Raw genomic sequence first — 23,457 nt, 5'->3', positions numbered from 1 at the left:
GCAACCTACTTAGACGCCAGTTGAAGAGGACTCACGGTTTGTCCCGGAACCAAACGATGAAGACCACTTGCGATAACCTGTTCACCCTCACTAATGGCACCCGTTACGTAAGCTTGTTGGTTATTGGCAAACAACACTTGTACGCTGCGTCGCTCTACTTGGTTATCCTCACCAATCACAAACACATTCCACACTCCGCGCAGACCATCAATCAAACCAGTCAATGGAATCCAAAAACCTTGATCATCAATGCTCTCTTCAAATTGAAGATAAGCCAATTGACCTTCTAGCACCGAGGCTTGTTCAGGAAAAAGATAACGCAGCCCAACGCTTCGAGATTGAGTATCTACCATCGCACCCGGGTTAAGGAGACTCACATCATAAGACTCACCACCGACACGAATATGAGGTTGTGACAATGACGTCACTTTCTGCATTTGGTGCGCAGGAATGCCAATAAAAGCTTCTTTGCCCTCAGAAGCGAGTAACGTCAGCGTCGGATTACCTACATTCACCACATCACCCAGAGAAACAAAACGGGTCGCAATGGTTCCAGAGTACGGGGCGAGAATTGTCGACTTAATCAGTCGCAGATCGTTGGCTTTCAATGAAGCATCAATACGCAATAGGTTAGCTTGAAGAACGCGCTGCTCACTGGTTAGCGAGTCAATTTCGGCCTCCGCACTAAAGCCCTTTGCTTTCAATGAACGCTGACGCTTTAGGTTCGCTGCCACTAAGTTCAACTGAGCTTTGACTTCTTCAGCTTGTGCCTTGAGTTGGCTAAGTTCTGTTTCTAGTAACTGAGTATCTAAACGAATCAGAGGCTGGCCTTTCGTGACTCTGTCACCAACATCAACCATGATCTCTTCAACCTTGCCCGCCAATTCGAAGCCGAGATTGGCTTGCTGACCCGCTCTTACCACGCCGACATATTCACGCTGCACCGCGTAAGCGTCCGACTGCGCCAAGACGAGTGTTTCAACTGTAAGAATGGTTGGCTCAGCAGCTGGCTGTGCTTGCGTTGTTTCACCGCACCCTACAAGAAGAGTAGAAAGCGCGACAGCGACTGCGCTGCTCTTCATCAATTTATACATAATACTGTTCCTGTGCAGTATGTAGTTGTCCTATTTTTAGACTAACCAAACCAAACTAGACTGTCTAGTTTGATTGTGTTAAAAATAGGTTTCATCGTTATTGATTGATAAAAGTTTCACAAAAAGCATAATGCTTACCCTGTGACAAATGACGCCGTATTTTGCACGCCAAAGACTGGCTAATATCGAACCAACGAGACGACAGACGTGACTAAAATCATTAAAAGTGAACAGAAGAGATCGCAAATTTTAACTGCAGCAAGTGAACTTTTCTCTGAGTACGGCTACAAGATCAATATGGATCAAATAGCCAAAGCCGCTAATGTATCGAAGCAGACTGTTTACTCTCATTTCAAGAACAAAGACGTGCTTTTTGAAACATGCATGCAAACCAAATGCGCCGAGCGAGAACTTAGCCCTGATGCTTTTGATATGAATGCCACGTTGGAAGATGAATTGGTAAAGTTTGGTGTGAAATTTCAAGATTTGCTGTTAGATGAGCAATCACGACAAACCTTTCAGAATGCCGTCAGTCAATCCAGTACCCACCCAGAGATCGCCTCTATCTATCTGGAAACAGGGCCTCAAAAGACGACCAAGCTACTGGCCGATTATCTACAGGCGAAAATCGACACTGGAGATCTAACGCTGTCGACCTCTAGCTCGCCAATCATTGCTGCACGTCAGTTGCTGCTTATGTTTCATGGCAAATCGGCTTATTGGTCGTTCTTCGGGCACGACAGCGGAGAATCCGATCAAGAGAGGCTAAACTACACTCGCGAATGTGTTGCACTATTCTTGAATGGAAATCAGAACCACTAGGTTGAGATTGAAGTTCAGCGCTAACGAGAGACAGACTCTAACAGTAGTTCATAGAAGCGTTTTGCCGCAGGGCCTGTCTTTACGCCTTTTGGCAGCGTGAGATGCAGTGGGACGTGATAACCACGACCGTTTTCGACATTAAGCACGGTAAGCTTATCACTTCCTCGACTATCAACAATGTGTTTAGGCAGCCTGCAGTATCCTACTCCTTGCTCAACCGCGCCAAAGGCATGGTCGAAATTATCGACCGTAATGCGCTGACTTGATTTAAGCCAACCCACGTCTTTTTTATCTGCCAGTTTCTCTAATGAACCTAAATCTCTCACCACAATTTGTGGCAACGACGATAGTTGATTGAGTGATAGAGGTTCTTCCTTAGCTAGAGGATGCGAGCTAGTAACTACAGGCTCCATCACCGTGAAACCAAAAGCTTCCGCTGGGTAGTTAGTCACGGGCAAATTGATGATGGCAACATCGGCTAGCTCTTGGGTGACCATTTCTGTCGTTTTAGATAACGATGTCTCTATCACCTGAATCGAGGTGGTGTTGTTCTCGGCCACAAAGGTAGCCATCGGCCCATAAAGACGTTCAAGACAACATAGATGATCCACCGCCACCACGATTTCAGACTCGACTCCCTTGGCTAACTGATCACTAATCAATTCGAGCTCTCGGGCTTGCTCTAACATACTGCTCGCCCTGCGAAGTAGCGCCTTGCCATCTTCTGACAACACCGCTTTACGACCTTCGACCCGAACCAAAGAGACGCCAAGCTGGTCTTCCAGTTTCCTCAATGCATAGATCAAAGTGGTATGGCTCTTGTTCAGTTGTAACGCCGCAGCTTGAATGCTCCCCGCACGATCAATCTCGAACAGTGTTTGCCATTGGTCTAAGGTTGTCTTCAATCTCATTGGTCTAAAATCCTGACAGTTAATGACAATATTATGAACTTTTTTGTCGAATTTTTATAGGTAATATCTATCTCAACGGGCAATCAAGCCTTCAAGATTTTTGCGAAATGGCAGCTCGCCTCAACGCAATGTTTAATAACTATTTGGAGAGATAACCATGAAACTACTACAAGTCGATTTTGAATTTAATGGCCCATTTGGTGAAGAGATGTCAAACGCCCTCGTTGACCTAGCAAAATCCATCAACAATGAGCCAGGCATGATCTGGAAAATTTGGACTGAGAACGAAGCAGAAAAGCTTGGTGGCGGGGTCTACTTGTTCGAAGACCAATTGAGTGCCGAAGCCTATCTAGCCATGCACAGTGCTCGTTTAAAAGAGATGGGTGTAGCGGAAGTGCGTGGCGTGATTTTTGATGTCAACCAGCCGTTAACGACCATTAACAAAGGTCCAGTTAACAGCTAATTAAGCGATTCGCTATTGCAATGAATTGTAGATATTGAAAGACAGAAGAAGAGATACGACATGAACAATAAAACGTTTCTAAGCCTACACGGCATCATTTACGCAGGGTTTGCCATCGCCCTGTTCTTCCTACCGACCGTTATGTGGCCAATGTACGGTGTGGAGATCAATGATAAGTACGCTTATTTTCTGTCTCAACACACCAGTATCTTCCTTGGTGGCATCGCAGCAATAACCTGGTTGCTACGTGATATTGAGTCAGGAATAAGCGCTAAAAAACTTATCCAAGCCTTGGTTGTGACCAACATGCTTGGTGCCATCATCACCTTGTGTGCTGCTTTTACAGGCATCTTTGTGGGCTTTGGCTGGAGTGACCCTGCATTCTTCAGCTTCCTATCAATATTGAGTATTCGACAGTTACAGCTGCAAAAATCGTAAACTAAAAAGGAGAGCGTAGACTTTGCGCTCTCCTTTTTCTATCAAGTTACGTGTTAGTTAATCGCGTCGTGCGTGACGTAAATCAGCTCATCGGTATTAAAACCACGCTCTTTCGACATCTGCTTAAACTTCTCTAGTACCTCGGGGGCGACTTGTGGCGTTCTAGACAGCAACCATAAGTAATCCGTATCAGGACCAGAAACAAACGCATATTGGTAACCCTGTTTATCTAACTCAAATACCACATAAGAGCCGTAAAACGGACCAAAAAACGATACTTTCAGATAACCTTGGTCACTCCCTTCCACAAAATACGCTTTGCCTTCCGCTTCTTTCCACTCGCCCTTCTCTATTGAGTAGCCACGATTAATCACTTTCACGCCACCATCGTCACGCAATGAGTATTGAGCGCTGATATTGCTCAGTCCTCTTTCAAACGAATGATCCAAACGAGCAACCTCGTACCATGTACCTAGATAACTATCTAATTGGAATTCATTCACCGGTTTCACCGACTGAGGCATACCCAAACAGCCTCCCAAAAACACCACCGACATCAGCAACAAAAATCTTTTCATTCTTAATCCTTTTTAAATGCATCAACTACAAGCAACTAATACGTTAATAATAGAAAAAGGTTCAGCGTTCACCTATTTAATCAGTGAGTTAACTAACAATTATCTCATTGAAGTCACACATTTTATTTTATAAAACGTAGAATCTCGCTCATCCCATTCAGGGTGTTTCTATAATTAGAAAAATGGATTAAATAAGCGAATCATTATGAGCCTATCTTCATCGGTTATTCCTCGTTTCGGCCTACTGCTTTCCGCTCTGTTGGTTTCCATCCCGAGCAAAGCCAGCGATCTACAAGTGTTCTCCAATGCCATCATTTATGGACATTACGAATCAGACACCTTAGTTACTGAAGGTGGCGTCATCACCTTTATAGGTAATCGAGACAAGGCTCTGTCTTTTGCAGGCTCTAACGCTCCTGAAATCGACCTGGAGCAAGCTTTTGTTATGCCGGGCTTCATCGATAACCACAATCATGTATTTGAAGCTGCATCTGAAATGGGTGGCGTGTGTGAACTCGACTCAGAAGCAACGCTAGAAGAGCAGATACCTTATCTTGAAGTGTGCGCCGATGATGACTCCAAAGGCTGGCTTATGGGCTACGGTTTTTCACTCGATGCGATCATGAACCACCCATCTGATTACACTCCACTCGAAATAATCGACTCTATCTTCCCCGATCGCCCGGTCGTGATCATGGAGCAAACTTCGCACTCTATGTGGGTCAACTCTAAAGCATTGAAAATCGCTCGTATCAGCGAACAGTCGCCCAACCCTCAAGGTGGTTATTACCTCAAAGATGAACAGACAGGAAAGCTGAATGGCATCTTGCTCGACAATGCCGGAGACCAAGTCATGGAGATCGCTTGGAACAGCCAGAACGAACTGTTTGAACAGAGCTATGAAGGTTTGATGGCAGGATTGGAAGAAGCCGCAGCCCACGGTATTACCACGATTGGTGATGGGCGCATGTATTGGAAACGCGGTTGGTATGAGGTTTGGCAAGAAGCTGAACAAAACCAAGATTTGACAGCGCGAGTTTCCCTTCGACCTTGGGTTTATCCTGACATGGCGATGCCTTCTCAGCTTGAGGTATTCGAGAAGATGTATTCCAGCGATAAGTCTCGATTGCTTTTGGTCGACCAAGTCAAAATGTACAGTGATGGCATCGTAATTAATGGTACAGCGAAAACACTCGCCCCTTATCTGGACACCTATCTAACCGATTCACCTTATGGCATTAACTACATTCCACCAGAGCAGATGAAAGATTGGCTTGTGGCGCTAAATAAGATCGGCTTTAGTGCACATATCCATGCCATTGGCGATGGTGCAGTGCGCGAGTCCCTTGATGCGGTAGAGCATGTGCGTAAACTGGGCTCAGACAAACCATACACCCTGACTCATGTTGAGCTGATCGACCAACAAGACATTCCACGTTTTCGCCAACTAGGCGTCTCAGCCGATTTTCAAGTGGGCTCAGATTACGTTGCACAACATGACCATGAGTGGGCGATTGCATTCTTAGGAGCAAGACGAGCGAAGGCTATGATGAACCTCAATGCCATTCTCAGAACCGAAGCCAACATTACTCTAAGTAGCGATTGGAATGTGCACGACATTAATCCCCTCGTCGGGATTTCAAACAGTTTGATCATGGGTAAAACAGGGCTCACTGATATCTATACAACTATCGATGCCTATACGCTTTATCCAGCCAAAAGCCTCGGTATTGATGACATCACTGGCACAATCGAAGTGGGTAAATCAGCAGACTTTGCCATTCTCGATAAAGATATCACCACGCTGACAGCAAGACAGATCGCCAAAACCAAAGTCCTGATGACGGTTCTTCGTGGGGATGTTGTTTACGAATCTGAATAAGTTTTTTGAATCACACATACCAAAAGAGCCAGCATCTATGCTGGCTCTTTCTACTTTAAGTCATCTGTTATGAAGCTTGTGAATGTTCGGCTTGCTTCTGGTTGCTGTCATCCAGTGCGAAGTAAATCTTCGATACCACAATCTCTGAAATCAAGATAACAAACACCACCGCAAAGAACGCTACTACACCATTGAGTGGGCCAGTGAAACTCACCTTGTCGCCAAACAAGATATTAATCGCTTCCAACATCACGAACTTCGAACCCACAAGGATGATGTAAGTCGAGATACCTCGGTAAACCTTTGGTGCCGTACCCGGCTTATTCTTAAAGTAATCGGCAATTTTATGTTCTAAGCCAATCGATAGTTTAAGCAACAACTGAAGTAGAATCGCCGCGATGAACGAAATAGTAAATGACTCAATGTTCACGTACTCCCAATACTCGTCAAAGAAGTTGAGCACCACCAAATCCACCAGCACCGCCAAGGTATAACCAACAAATAGTCGCTGTGGTGTATTAAAGCCGTAAACCTTTTCTACTTTACTCATTCTGTACTCTCTCTTCTTTCTTGGATAACTTCGATTTGTGTACAGTCTAGCGTCAGAGATTCTTCAAAACTTACCATTTCATGACACCTCACCAAATGCATAATTCGCGCCCAATAATTTACAGACTGCTATATCAAAAGTAGATGAGTTCCTATTTTTATCGAATGAGAGACTAAAAAGAAGCGACATGTATCACTGTCGTCAAATGGCCATTATTGATTACCGTCCCTCCCTATCATGGCTGCATCAAACGAGCTCACGCTCTAAAAGTTCAAACAACACAAAGGTGCAGACTATGAAAAAGCTAATCACTAACGCGAACGTATTTAACGGTGTTGATAACAACCTAATCGAGAATGTATCAATTCTTATCGAAGACAACTTGATCACCCAAATTGGCGAGGTTGACGCTACGTTAGCCGATGAAATTATTGATGCTCAAGGTGGCACGGTAATGCCTGGCCTGATTGACGCCCACGTTCATATCACGCTATCTGCACCTTTCAATGTGATTGATACTATGACACGTGAAGAAGTCGCAATTCGCTCAGCGAAGATTTCAGAAGAGATGCTGATGCGTGGCTTTACCACTATTCGCGATGTAGCAGGTAACACGCTTGGCCTTAAGAAAAGTATCGATAACGGCTACGCGACTGGCCCACGTATTCTTCCTTCAATGGCGGCAATTTCACAAACCAGCGGTCACTCAGATTACCGCCAAAACCAAGCTCAAGAACGTTTAGCGAATGGACACGAAGACTCGCCAATGATGAAGCTAGGTGCGATGCGAGTAGCCGATGGCCGTTCAGAAGTATTGAAAGCAGTGCGTGAACAACTATTTATGGGCGCATCACAAATCAAGATCATGGCCGGTGGCGGTGCATCATCAACCTTCGACCCGCTAGATACATTGCAATTTACTTCCGACGAAATGGAAGCCGCAGTACAAGCCGCTTCAGATTACGGTACGTATGTTGCCGCGCACATCCACACCTCTGATGCGATGCGTCGAGCAGCAGAAGCGGGCGTCATGTCTTTCGAACACGCTACTATCATGGATGACGAGATAGCAGAGATCATCAAAGAGAAAGGTATCTGGGTAATCCCGTCTTACTTTACCTCTTCATTGATTGCAGAGCGTAAGATCCCACTGCCAAACGAGGAGACATATCGCAAGACAGAGCGCGTGGGTAAAGCCATGTTCAAGTCGGCAGAACTGATTAAGAAATACGACATCCAAAACATCGCGTTTGGTACTGACTGTGTGGGCGAAACCAATGTGCATGCGACCCAACTGAATGAGCTTGGTGCGATTGAGCAAGTATTCGATACCATCACTGCACTTCGCATGGCGACGTCAAACTGTGGTCGACTATTCGAAATGTCGACATACCAACACCCGTACCAAGAAGGCAAACTTGGTCAAGTGGTTGAAGGCGCTTACGCTGACCTACTGATCATCGACGGTAACCCACTAGAAGGCGTAGCATGTGTGGCTAACACAGAGACACAAAAACTGATCATGAAAGACGGCAAGGTGTATAAAAACACGCTTTAGTGTTCAATATACTCACTAAGTAATGAAACCTCTCAGGCAAGCAAGCGAACTTTATAGTCGCTTGCTTGCCTTTTTATTAAGCGCTGTTTTATTGCTACTATTAATCACAGGTTATTGATTTATGGATAAATCGGGGTGCTATAAGGATGGTATTAGAATGAGAAGTTGCTTAGTCATTGGAGGACATAACCGCACATGAATAAGGTCGTATTTAGAAACTGTATTGAAAACAGTCAACATTGGTTGGAGTTAGAAAAGCTCTTTCAAAACGAGTGGTCTGATTTTCTCTTTATAGATAGCTACAAACACGATGCCAACCTTCCGCCAGTTTTGGTGGCTATCCGAGGGAATCAAGTGATTGGTGGCCTTGCTTACTCGCATTTCAAAGAACCCCATGGTGACTCTGACGTTATCTGGCTGAATGCTCTGCTTGTTTTACCTGAATGGCGCGGCCAAGGCATTGCAAGCGAGCTAATCAATCGCGGCATCAAGCAAGTCTCTAACGCCCATCAAAGTCACCTTTATGTTTACACCAACGTGCCCGCTCTGTACCAATCACTAGATTGGTCAATCGTAGACATCGAAAGCGAGCCAAACCATAGCGTAATGAGCTTTCCTCTCCAGTCATAAATCGAGAAGAAATTGGACCAAATTAGTGCTTGTACCTAAAGGTTTTACTGTCATCTACAATTTCAATTTTGACAGGTACCGTGCCCTTCTTTACATTGCCGATTTGTGCAAATGACTTGTAAGAGAGGTCGATAACTCGGCCTTTAACAAAAGGGCCTCGGTCGTTAATTTTAACGTCGACCGATTTGTTGGTGCTTGTATTTGTCACCCTAACGATTGTTCCAAACGGCAGAGTTTTATGAGCCGCTGTGTAAGCATTCATATCATAGGTTTCACCACTGGCAGTGAGCTTCCCATGAAATTTATTTCCGTACCAAGAAGCTTGGCCAACTAACGTATGGGATTTGGCATACTCCTTTGTTTTCGAGCTGCCAACTGCCGACGTAGAGGTGCATCCAACAAGAATAATGAGAGTAAGAGCGGTAAAGAGAACACGTAAATTTTTCATACTTTGGGTACTGTTTCGATGTCGTTAATTTGGTTGTTTGTCTGAGTATAGTGACTTTCCAGTCCAAGCCACCATTTGTTAGGGCTTGGCATATTTTCACGATCGACAGTGAATTCCGTCATCATTTCGAAAGAATTTATCTGTGGAAGGTTAAATTTAACAAGGCATTGAAAACTGGTTTATTAAACTGACAATCTACAAGCACAAAAAAAGGATTGGCATCTCAACCAATCCTCCAAAACTCGCTATTGCGTAGAGTAACTTAAGCGGGCTGATACAACATAAATGCCACTACCATCGCTAAGCTTCCCCCCAAACAACGGTTAACCATCACCATCTGTTTTGGTGATTGCAATAGACGCTGCAGCATGGTGCCACAATACGCCCAAACCAACATACACAATACACCGGTCCCCACCATGATGGTGGTAATCGTCACCACTTGAATCAGGTAATCTGTTTGTGTGGTGATGAACTGAGAAAATACGGTCAGCGAAGCAATCCACCCTTTCGGGTTTAGTACTTGAATCAAAACACCAGACATAAATCCTGAGCGATTCACAGAATCTTCTTGCTCAATCTCCATGTTGGCAATAGACCACGCCATAAACAGTAAATAAGCCGCCCCAAGGTATTTCATTACCGTGTATATCTCTGGGTAAAGGGTAAACAAGCTCACCAATCCAGCGCTTGAACCCGCCAGTATGATGATGATGCCAAAAGCGTTACCAGAGACAAAAGGCAATGTTGCCGCAAATCCATATCGGCTTGATATCCCAAGCAATGCAATGTTTCCTGCTCCCGGTGTAATTCCAATCGATATTGAAAACAACAAGAACGCCAGCATTAATTGAGCGCTCATTCTTTCTCTCCTAGTTGATAAACGTTAGTGGGAGAAGAGTTTACCGATTCGAGTAGGAATTAAATTGCTATATGCGTTAGTATTAAATCAAATTTGAGCAGACTTTTTCCAAATTTATTATGAAAGTGAAAGAATCCACCAACGAAGTGCTAGATGATACGGATATTGCCATTCTTGGACATATTCAAAAAGATGGGCGCATGAGTAACAGCAAGCTCGCCGAGAAGGTAAACCTGAGTGAAACACCTTGCTGGCGTCGTTGGAAGCGTATGGAAGAGACGGGCTATATTGATGGCTATACCGCACAACTAAACCGCAAAAAACTGGGCCTTCATGTGGCAGGTTTCACCTTAGTGACATTAGGTAATCACGAGGTTGAAAACACCGAGCCTTTTGAAGAGTTTGTCGCAGTAACAGACTGGATCACCATGTGTCACTGCATTGCAGGCGGAGCCGACTATATGATTCAGGTGCTGGCAAGAGATCTGGAAGAGTATTTTGAGCGAATCAGCTCTATTCGACGAGTAAAAGGCGTCAGCGCAATTCAGTCTAACATCTCAGTGAAAGAGCTAAAGAACAGCTACCAACTGCCACTGCAAGATTAGTTGATTTCAAAATTAAAAAGCCCAGTCAGCGCTAATGCGACTGGGCTTTTTGTTGTCGTTCTTATAAGAGTATCAGACTCGCAAAGGCTTGAGCCGAGTTAGCTCCTACTCACATGGATGTGCAAGATGAATTAGCGCCAAGCCGCCCAATGACGTTTCACGATATTTCTTATTCATGTCTTTACCTGTTTGGTACATTGTCGCAATTACCTTATCAAGCGAGATCAAAGATTTACTATTACGCTTCAAAGCCATGCGTGATGCGTTAATCGCCTTCATCGCACCCATTGCATTTCGCTCAATACACGGCACTTGTACTAAGCCACCAATTGGGTCACAGGTCATACCCAGCGAATGCTCCATCGCGATTTCCGCCGCAATACAAATCTGCTCATTACTACCACCACGAAGTGCAGTTAAACCCGCAGCCGCCATAGAAGATGATACGCCAACTTCTCCTTGGCACCCGACTTCGGCACCTGAAATGGAGGCGTTGGTTTTGTACAAAATACCGATCGCGCCCGATACTGCTAAGAAGTCTTTCAGTTGCTTGGTATCCAACTCTTTGATGAAGCGATGGTAATACATCAACACAGCCGGAATAACGCCAGCAGCACCATTGGTTGGAGATGTAACTACCTGACCGCCAGCCGCATTCTCTTCACTGACGGCAAAGGCAAACAAGTTAATCCAGTCCATAATTTCCATTGGATCGTTCTCAACCGCTGCATTCGCTTCCAACTTCTTCAGTAAGTTTGGAGCACGGCGAGTAACATTCAAACCGCCATCAAGAATGCCTTCAGTTTCAAAGCCGCGCTCCATACAACGCGACATCACGCGCCAAATCTGGTCTGCCTTTTCTGCAATCGCATCCGCATCTTGGTAGGCGGACTCATTTTTCAGGATCATGCCGCCTAGGCTCATGCCATTTTTTTCTGCCTGCTCAAGCATCTCTTCAGCATTGCTAAAAGGGTACGTCACCTCAACAGACTTAGTTTGAGTGCCATTCTGGAGTTCATCAGCGGTTGCAATGAAGCCACCGCCAATCGAGTAATAGGTTTCCTCAACAATAGTATTTCCATCTTGGTCAAAGGCGGTAATCATCATACCGTTCTCATGAAGTGGTAGATTGTCCTCATGAAATAGCATGTCAGTTTTATAGTTGAAACCGATAGTGTGGCTTCCACTTAACTGCATCTCACCACTATCAATTGCTCGACGCATCGCTTCATTAGCACTAGTGATTTTGATGGTGTCTGGTTTGTTGCCGAGCAATCCCAAAATAGTTGCTCTGTCGGTGTGGTGTCCGATTCCAGTGAGTGACAGTGAACCATAAAGATCGACCTGAACACGAACCACCTCTGTGATTTTATCGGCAACTAACTGAGTGAAATGAAAACCCGCAATCATTGGGCCGTTGGTGTGCGAGCTCGAAGGCCCGACACCAATTTTGTAGATATCAAAGATCGATAACATAGAACTACCAGTAAAAATCGGTCAATTAAGAAAGAACGGCATAAAGCCAATCAGGAATAACGGTACAAGCAGCGACGGTGACTACGGCAAATACCAATAAGCCGTAATGACTTGTCGTCGGCTTGGCAAACAAGTGCTTTTGCTTAGCAATAAATTCATTTTGTTGTTGAGTAACTTCACCAAAGAAACGGCTCACGATAACGCCCAATACTAAGAAAACCACGGTGCCAATCAGTGCAAACCAAGGCCAAGAAACACCGCTGTACTTAGCCACAAAAACCACAACAACACTGCCTAGGCTGCCCGCAATCACACCTTTCTCATTCGCTTTCTTGAAAAACAGCCCAAGAATGAAAGAGCCAAGACGAATACCAACAAAGATTGAAGTTAGGCTAGCGATGGTTTTAAGCACAGACTCGTTAGAAACAGCCAGCAAGGCGGGCACAACAACCGATGCTGCGGCAACAAGACTCATTTTTCTAGCTACAGATTCGTAGTGAGCGTCTGATGCTTGTTTGCGAAAAAAGCGCTTGTAAAAGTCGAACGTTGCGACAGTTGCCATTGAGTTGTAGGTCGAGTCCAGAGTCGACATAGCCGCTGCCGATAACGCAGCAATCACCAGACCGACAATAATTGGGTTGGTATGGTTAAACACAAAGTCGAGAATCACTTCATTGCTGTTTTCAAAGCTATTGTCTTGATAAAAGACACTCAGCAGTACGCCCATTACCGCAAAAAATAGGTAGATGAAAAACGCCCCGTAACCACACAGCAGCATAGATCGCTGTGCTGTTTTCACATCTTTTGTCGCCAGCGTTCTTTGAATAATCAACTGGTTAGTGCCGTACACGCTAAGGTGCAGAAAGCTCACTGCGACCAAGCCCGCCCATAAAGTAGTATCAACGCCCAAGTCAAAATCTAGATTGATGATGTTAAGTTGTTCTGGTGACGGCATCTCGCCCGCTTCAATTTTCATTAGAAGCAAACCAAAAATCGCAATACTGCCGATAATGAGTACTGCAGACTGCAGCATGTCAGTCCATATTACGGTAGAAATACCGCCCGCATAGGTATAAAGCGCGGTGAACAAACTGATGTAAATAATCGCTTCAGAAATACCAATCGGTAGCACTTGCACCACAATCAAAGCAACGGCATACAAAATCACCCCCGCCGAAATACACTGCACGACAATAAACACAATCGAGTTGATAGTACGAGCAACAACGCCAAAGCGGTGTTCTAGGTATTCATAGATCGAAGTCAGGCCAAGCTTGTAGAACACGGGAACAAAGAAAACGACAGCGAAAAAGATGACGACCGGATAATTTAAGTGAACACTCATCGCTTCCATACCTGAGCTATAAACCCAGCCCGGCATGCCTACGAATGTCATCGCACTGATGTAGGTCGCAAGAATAGATACCCCTGCAGTAAACCAACCAAATTGCTTTCCGCCTGTGGAAAAGTCGCCACCTACGCTATAGCGCTTGTTCACTAAGTAGCTGATAAATAGTGTGGTTAACACATAAAGAGCAATCACCACAAAACTTGAGTACGTAACCATTTTGAGATTCCGTTTATTGTATTTCGCAAATCATTCGCTGCCAATATTACTTAAAATTGGATATTTTCCCTCAAAAACCCCCAATAAGTGTGAGTATTGTCACTAAGATTGACGATTAAACGCTCAAAAAGTCCCAAAACGGCAAAAATGGTGATCAAATGCGATCAAGATCACCAAAATACACAAAATGGGTACGCACTCATTTTAAAATTGACTTTGATCACGGATCTAATAACCACAAAAACTCTATTATCTCTCCCGAAACGAAGACAGCGTAGTAAACACCAATACCTACTACACTGTAATCAAAACTCATAACACCCTATATAAAATAAAGGTTTATCGGTCATGACTACGAAAAAACACATGAGCGAAGTTCCTATGATTCAAAGGGTAGCTGCTTATCTTGCAATTCTAGTAGGCTACTTTTTCTATTGTTATAACTTTGTAATTATTGACTACGTACGCCCATACATCGTTGATGCATATGACGGCATTAACTTAGCAGATACGGCTCAGTTCTATACATGGCAGTCGGTTGGTGCACTTATTGGTGCTCTAAGCTGCGCATGGGTGGCATCAAACTTTGGTAAGAAATCGACTCTTATTGTCATCACTGCACTGAACGGCGGCGCAACGATCATCAACATGATGTTTACTGACTACGCTATGTGGGCAGCCATGCGTTTCATCATCGGTATTTCTTTGGGTGGTTACTTCACAGTAGCGGTAAGCCTAATGATCGGCCTATTCACGCCAACGGTTCGCGGTAAGTTAACGGCGTTCGCATCTTCTATGTTCTCGGTTGCGCTTATGGCAATGGGTGCCTACGCAGCGTTTATCTCTAGCATTGACGCACCATGGCAGAGTCTAATGTGGGTAGGTGGTATTCCTCCTCTAGCAGCTGCGGTAGTGATGATCTTTATCCTTCCGAGCGACAAAAAAGTGATCGCTTACGGTGAAGAAGATCAAGCGAAAGCGGAAACAACAAATGCACCAGCGAAGAAAGGTTCTTGGGGCGAAATGCTTAGCGCGCCTTACCGCAAGCTAACCATCACTTGTCTATTGCTAGCAGGTCTTAACTTCTACGGTTACCAGTTCTTCTCTGGCTTCGTGACAACGTACCTAAAAGAAGTTCGTCAATTCGACGGCGCGACCATCGGCATCATCTTCTCTATCTCAGCATTCGGTTCTCTATTCGGTGCTTGGGTATGGGGTGCGATTGCAGACAAATACGGCCGTAAGGTTAACGCATTCGGTTTCATCCTAGCGGGCATCATGGCATCAGTATTCTTCGTTGCTCCAAGCGACGTGATGATCGGCAGTCTGAACATGTTGGCTATCCTGGGTCTTATCTACAACTTCGGCCTATCAGCTTCAGCAGTATGGGGTGGTTACTTCTCAGAACTGTTCCCTGCTCACCTACGTAGCTTCGGCGCAGCCCTATTCCACGGTGGTCGTATCATCGGCATGTGGGCACCAATGGTACTGGTATTCATCCAAGAGCGCAGCGACCTTGCAACAGCAATGTGGGGCTCACCAATCGTATGGATTGTGGCCGGTCTACTGTGGCTATCTCTACCAGAAACATTGAAAGGCGGCATCTTCGACAAGAGCAAAAAAGCGGAAGCGGCAAAAGCTTAATCCCCTTTAGTTGAAAGTCTCTCAAGACAAGAAATAAACATTGACCCGGCTGAGCAGTCAGCCGGTAACAAAATCCAAATCGAGTCCTGTTCCGAATGTTGACTCGACAACATAAAGAGAATGAATTATGTCTAAATATCAAGAAGCTAAACGCATTGTTCGCGAATATTTTGATGCGATGGAAAATGCAACTCACGAGAACGTTGCTGAAGTACTAAAAGCACACACTTCTGAAGACTACTTGTGGCGCGGTGTTTACCCATTCCGTGAGCAAGAAGGCGCTCAAGCTGCAGCTGACGTATTCTGGGCTCCGATGATGAAATCAATGACTCGCATGCAGCGTCGTCAAGATATCTTCATCGGTGGTAACAACGAAATCAACCCAGATGAAATTTGGGTAATGAGCATGGGTCACTTCATGGGTCTGTTCGACGCTGAATACCTAGGCATGCGCCCTACAGGCAAAATCATGAACGTTCGCTACGCAGAATTTAACTGTGTTGTTGACGGCAAAATCACTAAGACAGGCCTATTCCTAGACCTATTAGGCATGATGGACCAAGCGGGTTGCTACCCACTACCACCATCAACAGGTAAGCACTTTGTATACCCTGGCCCACGTAACCACGATGGCCTACTGTTTGAAGATGCAGCACCAGAAGAAGGCGTAGCTACGCTTGCTCTAGTGAACAAGATGGTTGATGACCTATCTGCACTTAACGACAGCGGCGCAATGGGTTGCCCACCAGAAGTGCTAGAGAAGAGCTGGTCTAAAGATATGATCTGGTACGGCCCTTGTGGTATCGGTGCATCTTACACAATCCCACGTTACCAGAAGCAACACCAACTTCCTTTCCGTAATAACTTGAAAGACAAGAAGTTTAATGGTCACGTTTGTCGCTTCGCTGAAGGTAACTTCTCTTGTTTCTTCGGTTGGCCAAACCTATCAAACACACCAACAGGTGGCTTCCTAGGTATGACTGGTGGCGAAGTTCGCGCAGACATGCAAGTGGTTGACGTTTACTACCGTGACGGCGACAAGCTATCTGAAAACTGGGTACTGATTGATCTTCCTTTCTGGCTAAAACAGCAAGGTCTAGATGTGTTCGAACGCACTTCTTCAATCCTAAACCCAACGCTGTAACCCTGTCCTATTGTCTATCTAGTCCATACCTACACTAGGTCGACATGACTGCCGAGGGCTCCTTCTCGCCCTCGGCAACCTGTTCCACTCAAAATAACCAACCTGTGCCTCACGGATGGGTGCACCCTCTGAACCATTACATTTAACGGGCTTGAAAGCACGGTGGCTTTCGACGGCCTGAATAAAGTGAAAACAACAATGAAAAAGTCGATTATTTCTGCAGTGGTCTTCGCTGCGCTTACTTCTAGCTCTGCTTTTGCAGCCCACACATTTACAAATGAAGCTGGTGACAGCTTGACCCTAGACGGCCGTTTTGACGTTCGTTACCACGACAAAGGTGGCGACCATAACGGTGAATGGAACAGCGGTAGCTCTCGTTTTGGCCTGAAAGGTAAAATGGGACTAGACAATGATTGGACTGGCTTTGGCCACGCTGAGTGGGGTTACAACTCCGGTGCCAACGGCGACAACATTTATGACCGACTTCTATACGCGGGTGTAGAGCACGATAAATACGGCAAGATCGCAGCGGGTACTAAGCAGTGGTCTACCTTTTATGATGTGGCTTGGTTTACCGATATGGGTCGTGTATTTGGCTCGCGTGGTTCTGGTTACTACAACCTATCTGACTGGGGGATTGCTTCAGGCACTGGTCGTGCGGAAAACTCCATCACCTACCGTAACAACATCAACGACAACTGGAAATATGGCTTCACCTACCAAACCACTCGTGAAGATGTTGGCCTAGCTGATGGTAAAACAGCAACACTGAAAAACGGTATGGGTGCTTCAACGCTATACACAGTTATGGATGGCCTAACCATTGGTTTAGCCTACCATCAGAATGAGTTTGACGATGTTGAGGCGGGTGTTCAGAACATCAAAAATGGCGATACTCAACGCATCGGATTATTGGGTGTGAACTACACCAATAACGGATTGTTTGTTGGCTTCACATACAGCCAAGGCTCAAACTGGGAAACCACCAGCCAAGCAGAGTTCTATGACCACCGTGGTGCTGAATTCTTTACTTACTACCACTTTGAGAATGGCCTACGCCCAACCTTTAACGTTAACTACTTAACGGACACGGACGACAATGCCAATGGTTACGAGCGTCAGTTGATTATCCCTGGCCTTGAGTACCACTTTAAGAAGAACAAGTTCTTAGTTTGGACTGAATATCAGTTCGATAATGGCAAAGACTCATACAATGGCGTGAAGTACGAAAACAGCGACGACCAGTTTGCTGCCGGTATTCGTTACTACTTCTAATATGAGTAGAATCTTCTAAGCTCTAAACAAAGCTCTGCGATGTTATCTCATTAACTCAGCAGAGCTTTTTGGGTTATACCCAGCTTATAACCCAATATAATCTCTTAAGCCTTATTTTTCATAGAATTTGATTTAATTGACTTTTTGAATACGTACCTACTTATGATACTCTACACGCCATTAATTCGGCTTAAAATGCATGGTCTATGAACTCTCCAAAACACTCCTCGGTACCGAAAGCAACCGTAACTTCAAAAGATGTCGCTAAACTGGCTGGCGTTTCTCAATCTACCGTTTCTCGTGTATTTGTGCCGGGCAGTTCGGTATCGGAAAAGACCAAGCAAAAAGTATTCGAAGCCGCTAAAGCCCTCAACTATCGTCCTAATGCTTTTGCACGAAGCCTGACTACCAACGAATCTAAATTGATTGGATTGGTCTTCCCAGATGCAGATTACCCTATCCACATGAAAACCCTGCAACTCATCTCAACAGAGCTGCAAAAACAGGGTTACTCAGCAGTACTTATTCCGTGGCAGGTGGATGCAAATGACAACCACTCGATCCCTAATATTTTCCAATATCGAGTCGATGGTGTAATTGCCGCATCTGCAACCTTCAACAAATCTCTGTATGAAGAGTGTGAAGAGTTCGATATCCCTATTGTTCAATACGCTCGTGTGGTTGAAGGCACGAAGAGCAGCCATGTTGTGAGCGACAACTATGCAGCCGGGCAGCTTGCAGCACAGCAGTTTCACAGCAGTGGCGTTACATCTGCAGTTTATCTAACCGGTAATGTTCCAACGTACACCAATGACGAGCGCGAATCAGGTTTTTGCGCTGAGTTTGAAGATTTAACGGGTAAACAAGCGCGCGTTATTGAAGCCGATTATGACTACCTTGATGCCTTAGAAACGATCAGAACTCTGTTTTCAGAACCTTCTAAACCAGAAGCCATCTTCTGTGCGACGGACAACCTCGCAATGGCGGTCATGGATGTGGCTCGTTTGGAATTCAACCTAAGAATCCCTGAGGATCTACAGGTGATTGGCTTTGATGATATCCCGCAAACACAGTGGTTGAATTATCAGCTAAGTACCTTCAAGCAAGATTTCCGACGCCTTGCGCGCGAGTCAGTGAAAATTGTTGTTAACCAAATTCAAGACCAAGAGACAAGCTTGGTTAAATTGATGGTTCCCGTTAAGTTTATTGAGAGAAAAACGACTCTCAAGTAACGAAACTGAAAGACACATTCCTATAAAAAAAATCCCGCTCATCGAGAGCGGGATTTTTGCATTTTGAGGCGGTTAGTTTCCTACACCACCAGTGTTTTCAGGTTGAGTTTCCGGTGTTTTAGGCGGCCACTCTTTGAAGGTCGCTAGGTGTTGTTGTACCGCTGCCTGTGCAGGACCAAATGCCCACATTTTCTGTCCCATCCATTTAAGGTACATACCCGACTCTTCCGCCGCTCGCTCATAAGGGTCGCGTCGTAAGTTAAACAGTAATGGTGCATTCAGTTCTTCTTTAGGGCCACTCCAACCATGGTTTTGAACCACAAAGTGTGCCTTCCAATCCCCAACTCGAACCGCTTGCAGCTTGTCTCTTTCATAGTAGTAAATCTCTTTACGATTCGATTCACCTTTTTCAGTCAGCATATCGACTTGGTTATAGCCATCGAGGTGCGCTTTAAAGCCATCGTAACCTTTGAGCATTTTCTCTTTCAGATCCGCCGGACCACCAGCTGCTGCAACAAGCGTTGGTAACCAGTCCATACCATCGAAGATGCCGTTGCCGATACTGCCAGCAGGAATCTTACCTGGCCAGCTCACAAGAGCAGGTGCACGTACACCGCCTTCCCACGTGGTACCTTTCTCACCGTGATATGGTGTCATGCCACCGTCTGGCCATGTCATGATTTCAGGGCCATTATCCGCAGTGAAAATGATGATAGTGTTATCGGCAATACCCAGCTCTTCCATTTTCGCCATCATTTCACCGACATGATCATCAAGATCTTTCATCACCACTTCTTGAAGCCCCCAACCATTTTGGCCAAGCATAGCTTCGTATTCAGGTGAAAGATGCGTCCAAACGTGACCGCGTGATGGACAATACCAAGTGAAGAATGGCTTATCCGCCTCAACCGCCCTTTCGATGAAGTTGATCGCGTGTTTATTTACTTCATCATCTAATGTGCGCATACGCTCGATAGTCAGCGCGCCATCATCCTCAATGGTTTGACCGCCTTTACCGTCCGACTTAGCGTATATCACATTACGTGGTGCAAATGCATCCAATGAACCATCTTTTGGCCAATCAGGATCTTCTGTGTATTCCATTGCATTCAAGTGATACAACCAACCCCAATACTCATCAAAACCGTGCATAGTCGGTAAAAATTCATCTCGGTCACCTAAGTGGTTTTTACCAAACTGGCCTGTCACATAGCCCATGGTTTTGAGAATTTCTGGCAGCGTTGGTGTGTCCGCGTGCAGCCCAACAGGTCCACCCGGCAAGCCCACTGTATGCATGCCCGTTCGAACAGGCAATTGTCCAGTTAGGAAAGCTGAACGCCCCGCTGTACATGAAGGTTGAGCGTAATAGTCTGTGAGCAACATGCCCTTCTCGGCAATGCTATCAATATTCGGTGTTTCACTGCTCATCACCCCGTTGTGATACGCACTTAGGTTTGAAATCCCAATGTCGTCGGTAAAGATAACAAAGATATTCGGTTTATCTTGAGCCGAGAAAGCGGACAAAGACCAGCTTCCCATAACGACCAACACCAACAAGTGAAGTATCCTTTTCATCGTTCCTTCCTTAAGCCATTTTAGACTGTTCGTTTCTAATCATTTTTATTCCCACCACGCCAAAGCCAACCTCTAGCACCAAATACACAATCAACAACCAATGTGGTATGCCATCAACCACCAAACTCAATACACGACCCGCAGCTAGCCCCAGCATAAAAATCACTAAGCTATAGAGAGCAGGAAGACGATACTTTTGGATCATTGCGCCAGAGAGCCAAAACAGCACCAACGCCAAATACAGTCCCATCACAGCCCTAAAGACATGAGAGACGTTCACCGGAGTCGCATCGATAGCGAAAAGATAATCAAGAGATACAGTCGGCGCGTAACCGTAAGAGAGGGCAATGGGTGTGAGACCGAGGGCGGCAACAATGAGAAAAATACTCTGTGGATTCATGCGATTGCTCTTTATTTGACCTGTTTCAGAAAACATAGCCTACAATCAAAATTAAACAAGTTGCATAATCAACAAGTAAGTTTCTTGTCATAGTTATTCAACTAATCATTCGCACATTGAAACGTTATAAGGATATTTGTATGGCTCGATGGAACTACTTGCTTACTCCCCTTATCTGCACAGGCTTTGTCACTGAGGCTCAAAGTAACGAAGGTCTTGATTCAACAAAACAGTTGCAACACAGCGTAGAGATCTATGCGCTGGCTCTTAACATTCGAGGCGATACCTCGATTGCAAACCTCTCAACTGATGTCGATGTTGATCCTTCGTTCATCATGGATCATCTCGACATGGGTGCTATGTTGAGGCTTGAGGGCATCTACGACAATCAATGGGGCTACTATGTCGACTACAGCTTCATGAAGTTAAGCGGTAAAGCCGACTCAATCGTTGGGAATTCTGGGTTATTGAAAGGCGAAGTAGACATCAGGCAAGGCGTACTCGAAACCAAGGGCTTTAAACGCTATCACTATGATTTTGGTTCTATTGACTACATGGTGGGTTTTCGATGGTGGGACAACGACATTGATACCAAGCTTTACTCTACCGGTGGAGGAGGTTTGATTAATAACTCGCGGTCACTGGATGAGGATTGGATCGATTATCTGATTGGGGTGCGTTGGACGCAAAAACTCAATGCTAGCTGGCAAACTCATGCGAGCCTTGATATCGGTCTAGGTAGCGATACCGACTTCACATCGGGTCTACTGCTGGGGGCGCGCTATCAAATTAATGACTGGTCCGATTTAAACATCGCCTACAAATCCACTTGGGTCGACTATAGCAACCCGGGCACCTTCAGCTACGACACTGCATCACAAGGTTTCTTAGTCGGTTGGGCTGCTCATTTCTAAGCCTCATCTTCCCTTGCTACTGGAACAGGCCTGCTTGCGGTTCATCTGGCACGCTTAATCTTTATTAAAATGGTGATCAATTCATACGATATTGAGCTCTAGCGAACGTTTAGTTTCTAGAGCTTTTTATACAAGAATTGACAGTAAAAATTTCAACAAAGCTAATAAAATCAAAAGATAGCCATCAAATAACAAATCTAAAAAAACATCGTTTTAGACCTAAAAGCATTAGGTCTAGGTATTGATAAATTTAATACTTGTTTAAACGTCCTTAATCTTTTTGAACGCTGTTTTTTATTTTAAAAGTGCCGCTAGAATCCTCTCCAGAAATTCACACACTTCGGAAGAAAAAATGAAAAAACTACACGTAGCAGCACTAACTTCTTTGATGGCAATGGCAGCCACTTCGGCATTCGCATCAAATGAGATGTATGTATTAGGTGGTGTCGCGATCGACAACAATGACATTGGTGGCGAGTTCACGCTTGGTAGTCAGATTATGCAAAGCAATTGGTACATCGAATCGTCACTGCTTCTAATCAACGCCAATGACAAGTATGCATATGGCAATAACCCAACAATCACCGTCGAGGAAGATTTGGATTCCTTACTGGTTTCCGTAACGCCGATGTACAAACATAACGTCAGCAATAACTTCGCAATTTACGGTAAGTTAGGGGCCTACCATATAAAGTCAGAAGTAAAATCAAAATACGGCGACGGCACAAGCACCAAAGGTTCAACGGTTAACTTCGGTGCCACTTACGGGATTGGCGTTGAATACAAGTCCCTAACGCCTATTTTTGGTCAATCTCAATTCCTAGCTCGCGCAGGATATGATTGGTACGAATTCAGCAGCAGTAACGACTGGCACAACAGAGATTCAACCTTTGGTATCCAGGCCGGTTTTACTTTTTAAAAGAAGCGCTACGGATAAAACACATATAGGCTTGGATAACCGAGGCTTAACTGACTCAAAGCTTATTTAACAACACACTCTTGCTTCATAAGCTTAAGGCCAATATCGAGTGTTTCGGTCCAAGCTTGTTCGACCTGCACATCATAGTGCGGGTCGAACTTTTTAACCGTATTTAGCAGCGATTGAAACCACTCATTAAGCTCTTGCTCTGAGATATTCATCCCTAAGTCTTTATGTTGCTTACCCAAGCGCTTTACCGAGTTTCTTACACTTGGTAAACCAGAAGAGTTATAGATCAAGATAATCGACGCCTTAAGCATCTTGGTTTGTTGCTCTAAGCCAACATTGGCGAATCGCTCCGAAAACCGTGGGTTATGTTCACAAAAATCACTGAGGAAAGCTTCCAAAAACTCTTGATCGATTCGACAGCGTTCAAAGCTCTCATAAAACCGTTCACTATGTTCCATGTC

At 45.0% G+C, this 23,457-nt stretch carries 24 protein-coding genes; 13 read left to right on the top strand and 11 right to left on the bottom strand.

From position 1 onward, the window contains the following. Positions 1 to 5 precede the first annotated feature (5 nt). Entirely contained in the window at positions 6 to 1,094 is a 1,089-nt protein-coding gene (locus FIV04_RS04890) for an efflux RND transporter periplasmic adaptor subunit (RefSeq protein WP_152468412.1), read from the bottom strand. A gap of 207 nt (positions 1,095 to 1,301) precedes the next feature. On the opposite strand from FIV04_RS04890, the gene FIV04_RS04885 reads away from it, so the two are divergent. Continuing rightward, complete coding sequence (locus tag FIV04_RS04885) at positions 1,302 to 1,916, top strand: TetR/AcrR family transcriptional regulator (RefSeq protein WP_152468411.1); 615 nt, start codon at positions 1,302 to 1,304, stop codon at positions 1,914 to 1,916. A 20-nt stretch (positions 1,917 to 1,936) separates the two neighbouring features. Here FIV04_RS04885 and FIV04_RS04880 read toward each other — a convergent pair whose 3' ends face one another. Then, positions 1,937 to 2,827, bottom strand: coding sequence for a LysR family transcriptional regulator (locus FIV04_RS04880; RefSeq protein WP_152468410.1), 891 nt, complete (start codon positions 2,825 to 2,827; stop codon positions 1,937 to 1,939). A 157-nt stretch (positions 2,828 to 2,984) separates the two neighbouring features. Here FIV04_RS04880 and FIV04_RS04875 point away from each other — a divergent pair, with 157 nt between their 5' ends. Both FIV04_RS04875 and FIV04_RS04870 read left to right on the top strand, forming a co-directional pair. Next, positions 2,985 to 3,290, top strand: coding sequence for a monooxygenase (locus FIV04_RS04875; RefSeq protein ID WP_152468409.1), 306 nt, complete (start codon positions 2,985 to 2,987; stop codon positions 3,288 to 3,290). Positions 3,291 to 3,350: 60 nt separating this feature from the next. Then, entirely contained in the window at positions 3,351 to 3,728 is a 378-nt protein-coding gene (locus FIV04_RS04870) for a hypothetical protein (RefSeq protein ID WP_152468408.1), read from the top strand. 53 nt (positions 3,729 to 3,781) lie between these two features. Here the strand turns inward: FIV04_RS04870 and FIV04_RS04865 are convergent, their stop codons facing one another. Continuing rightward, on the bottom strand, positions 3,782 to 4,306 hold the full coding sequence (locus tag FIV04_RS04865; protein WP_032549531.1) for a lipocalin family protein: 525 nt from the start codon (positions 4,304 to 4,306) through the stop codon (positions 3,782 to 3,784). Positions 4,307 to 4,511: 205 nt separating this feature from the next. Here FIV04_RS04865 and FIV04_RS04860 point away from each other — a divergent pair, with 205 nt between their 5' ends. Then, positions 4,512 to 6,188: an amidohydrolase gene (locus FIV04_RS04860; protein WP_152468407.1), complete on the top strand. Its 1,677-nt coding sequence runs from the start codon at positions 4,512 to 4,514 to the stop codon at positions 6,186 to 6,188. A gap of 67 nt (positions 6,189 to 6,255) precedes the next feature. Here the strand turns inward: FIV04_RS04860 and FIV04_RS04855 are convergent, their stop codons facing one another. Continuing rightward, on the bottom strand, positions 6,256 to 6,738 hold the full coding sequence (locus FIV04_RS04855; RefSeq protein ID WP_152468406.1) for a hypothetical protein: 483 nt from the start codon (positions 6,736 to 6,738) through the stop codon (positions 6,256 to 6,258). A 295-nt stretch (positions 6,739 to 7,033) separates the two neighbouring features. On the opposite strand from FIV04_RS04855, the gene FIV04_RS04850 reads away from it, so the two are divergent. After that, a complete protein-coding gene (locus FIV04_RS04850; protein WP_061031831.1) occupies positions 7,034 to 8,296 on the top strand; it encodes an amidohydrolase family protein in 1,263 nt (420 codons plus the stop codon). Between the two features lie 195 nt (positions 8,297 to 8,491). After that, positions 8,492 to 8,926 carry a GNAT family N-acetyltransferase gene (locus tag FIV04_RS04845; protein ID WP_152468405.1) on the top strand — a complete coding sequence of 145 codons (435 nt, stop codon included), beginning with the start codon at positions 8,492 to 8,494 and terminating at the stop codon, positions 8,924 to 8,926. A 22-nt stretch (positions 8,927 to 8,948) separates the two neighbouring features. Here the strand turns inward: FIV04_RS04845 and FIV04_RS04840 are convergent, their stop codons facing one another. Next, complete coding sequence (locus FIV04_RS04840) at positions 8,949 to 9,374, bottom strand: septal ring lytic transglycosylase RlpA family protein (protein WP_152468404.1); 426 nt, start codon at positions 9,372 to 9,374, stop codon at positions 8,949 to 8,951. Between the two features lie 262 nt (positions 9,375 to 9,636). Next, positions 9,637 to 10,236, bottom strand: a complete 600-nt coding sequence (locus tag FIV04_RS04835; protein ID WP_152468403.1) for a LysE family translocator — start codon at positions 10,234 to 10,236, stop codon at positions 9,637 to 9,639. 119 nt (positions 10,237 to 10,355) lie between these two features. Between FIV04_RS04835 and FIV04_RS04830 the strand changes: the two genes are divergently transcribed. Next, positions 10,356 to 10,841 carry an Lrp/AsnC family transcriptional regulator gene (locus FIV04_RS04830; RefSeq protein WP_004739989.1) on the top strand — a complete coding sequence of 162 codons (486 nt, stop codon included), beginning with the start codon at positions 10,356 to 10,358 and terminating at the stop codon, positions 10,839 to 10,841. 105 nt (positions 10,842 to 10,946) lie between these two features. Here the strand turns inward: FIV04_RS04830 and FIV04_RS04825 are convergent, their stop codons facing one another. Further along, complete coding sequence (locus tag FIV04_RS04825) at positions 10,947 to 12,317, bottom strand: L-serine ammonia-lyase (RefSeq protein ID WP_152468402.1); 1,371 nt, start codon at positions 12,315 to 12,317, stop codon at positions 10,947 to 10,949. 25 nt (positions 12,318 to 12,342) lie between these two features. Beyond that, positions 12,343 to 13,884 (bottom strand): sodium/solute symporter, encoded by a 1,542-nt coding sequence (locus FIV04_RS04820; RefSeq protein ID WP_152468401.1) that lies wholly within the window; start codon positions 13,882 to 13,884, stop codon positions 12,343 to 12,345. Between the two features lie 348 nt (positions 13,885 to 14,232). On the opposite strand from FIV04_RS04820, the gene FIV04_RS04815 reads away from it, so the two are divergent. From FIV04_RS04815 to FIV04_RS04800, 4 genes are all read left to right on the top strand, one after another. Next, positions 14,233 to 15,528, top strand: a complete 1,296-nt coding sequence (locus FIV04_RS04815; RefSeq protein ID WP_152468400.1) for an MFS transporter — start codon at positions 14,233 to 14,235, stop codon at positions 15,526 to 15,528. A gap of 127 nt (positions 15,529 to 15,655) precedes the next feature. Continuing rightward, a complete protein-coding gene (locus FIV04_RS04810; protein WP_152468399.1) occupies positions 15,656 to 16,672 on the top strand; it encodes a nuclear transport factor 2 family protein in 1,017 nt (338 codons plus the stop codon). 198 nt (positions 16,673 to 16,870) lie between these two features. Further along, positions 16,871 to 17,947 (top strand): porin, encoded by a 1,077-nt coding sequence (locus FIV04_RS04805; RefSeq protein WP_152468398.1) that lies wholly within the window; start codon positions 16,871 to 16,873, stop codon positions 17,945 to 17,947. A 206-nt stretch (positions 17,948 to 18,153) separates the two neighbouring features. After that, positions 18,154 to 19,179 (top strand): LacI family DNA-binding transcriptional regulator, encoded by a 1,026-nt coding sequence (locus tag FIV04_RS04800; protein ID WP_152468397.1) that lies wholly within the window; start codon positions 18,154 to 18,156, stop codon positions 19,177 to 19,179. Positions 19,180 to 19,251: 72 nt separating this feature from the next. On the opposite strand, the gene FIV04_RS04795 is transcribed toward FIV04_RS04800, so the two are convergent. After that, positions 19,252 to 20,754 (bottom strand): arylsulfatase, encoded by a 1,503-nt coding sequence (locus tag FIV04_RS04795; RefSeq protein WP_152468396.1) that lies wholly within the window; start codon positions 20,752 to 20,754, stop codon positions 19,252 to 19,254. 10 nt (positions 20,755 to 20,764) lie between these two features. Further along, complete coding sequence (locus FIV04_RS04790) at positions 20,765 to 21,154, bottom strand: DUF4345 domain-containing protein (protein ID WP_152468395.1); 390 nt, start codon at positions 21,152 to 21,154, stop codon at positions 20,765 to 20,767. A gap of 140 nt (positions 21,155 to 21,294) precedes the next feature. Between FIV04_RS04790 and FIV04_RS04785 the strand changes: the two genes are divergently transcribed. Next, positions 21,295 to 22,068 (top strand): hypothetical protein, encoded by a 774-nt coding sequence (locus FIV04_RS04785; RefSeq protein ID WP_152468394.1) that lies wholly within the window; start codon positions 21,295 to 21,297, stop codon positions 22,066 to 22,068. Between the two features lie 352 nt (positions 22,069 to 22,420). Then, positions 22,421 to 22,987, top strand: coding sequence for an outer membrane protein (locus FIV04_RS04780; RefSeq protein WP_152468393.1), 567 nt, complete (start codon positions 22,421 to 22,423; stop codon positions 22,985 to 22,987). A 62-nt stretch (positions 22,988 to 23,049) separates the two neighbouring features. On the opposite strand, the gene FIV04_RS04775 is transcribed toward FIV04_RS04780, so the two are convergent. Then, entirely contained in the window at positions 23,050 to 23,454 is a 405-nt protein-coding gene (locus FIV04_RS04775; RefSeq protein ID WP_152468392.1) for a globin, read from the bottom strand. Between the last annotated feature and the right edge of the window lie 3 nt (positions 23,455 to 23,457).

This window comes from Vibrio sp. THAF190c (genome assembly GCF_009363355.1).
Taxonomy (GTDB): Bacteria; Pseudomonadota; Gammaproteobacteria; order Enterobacterales; family Vibrionaceae; genus Vibrio; species Vibrio fortis_A.
This window is presented reverse-complemented; position numbering and strand designations above follow the sequence as displayed.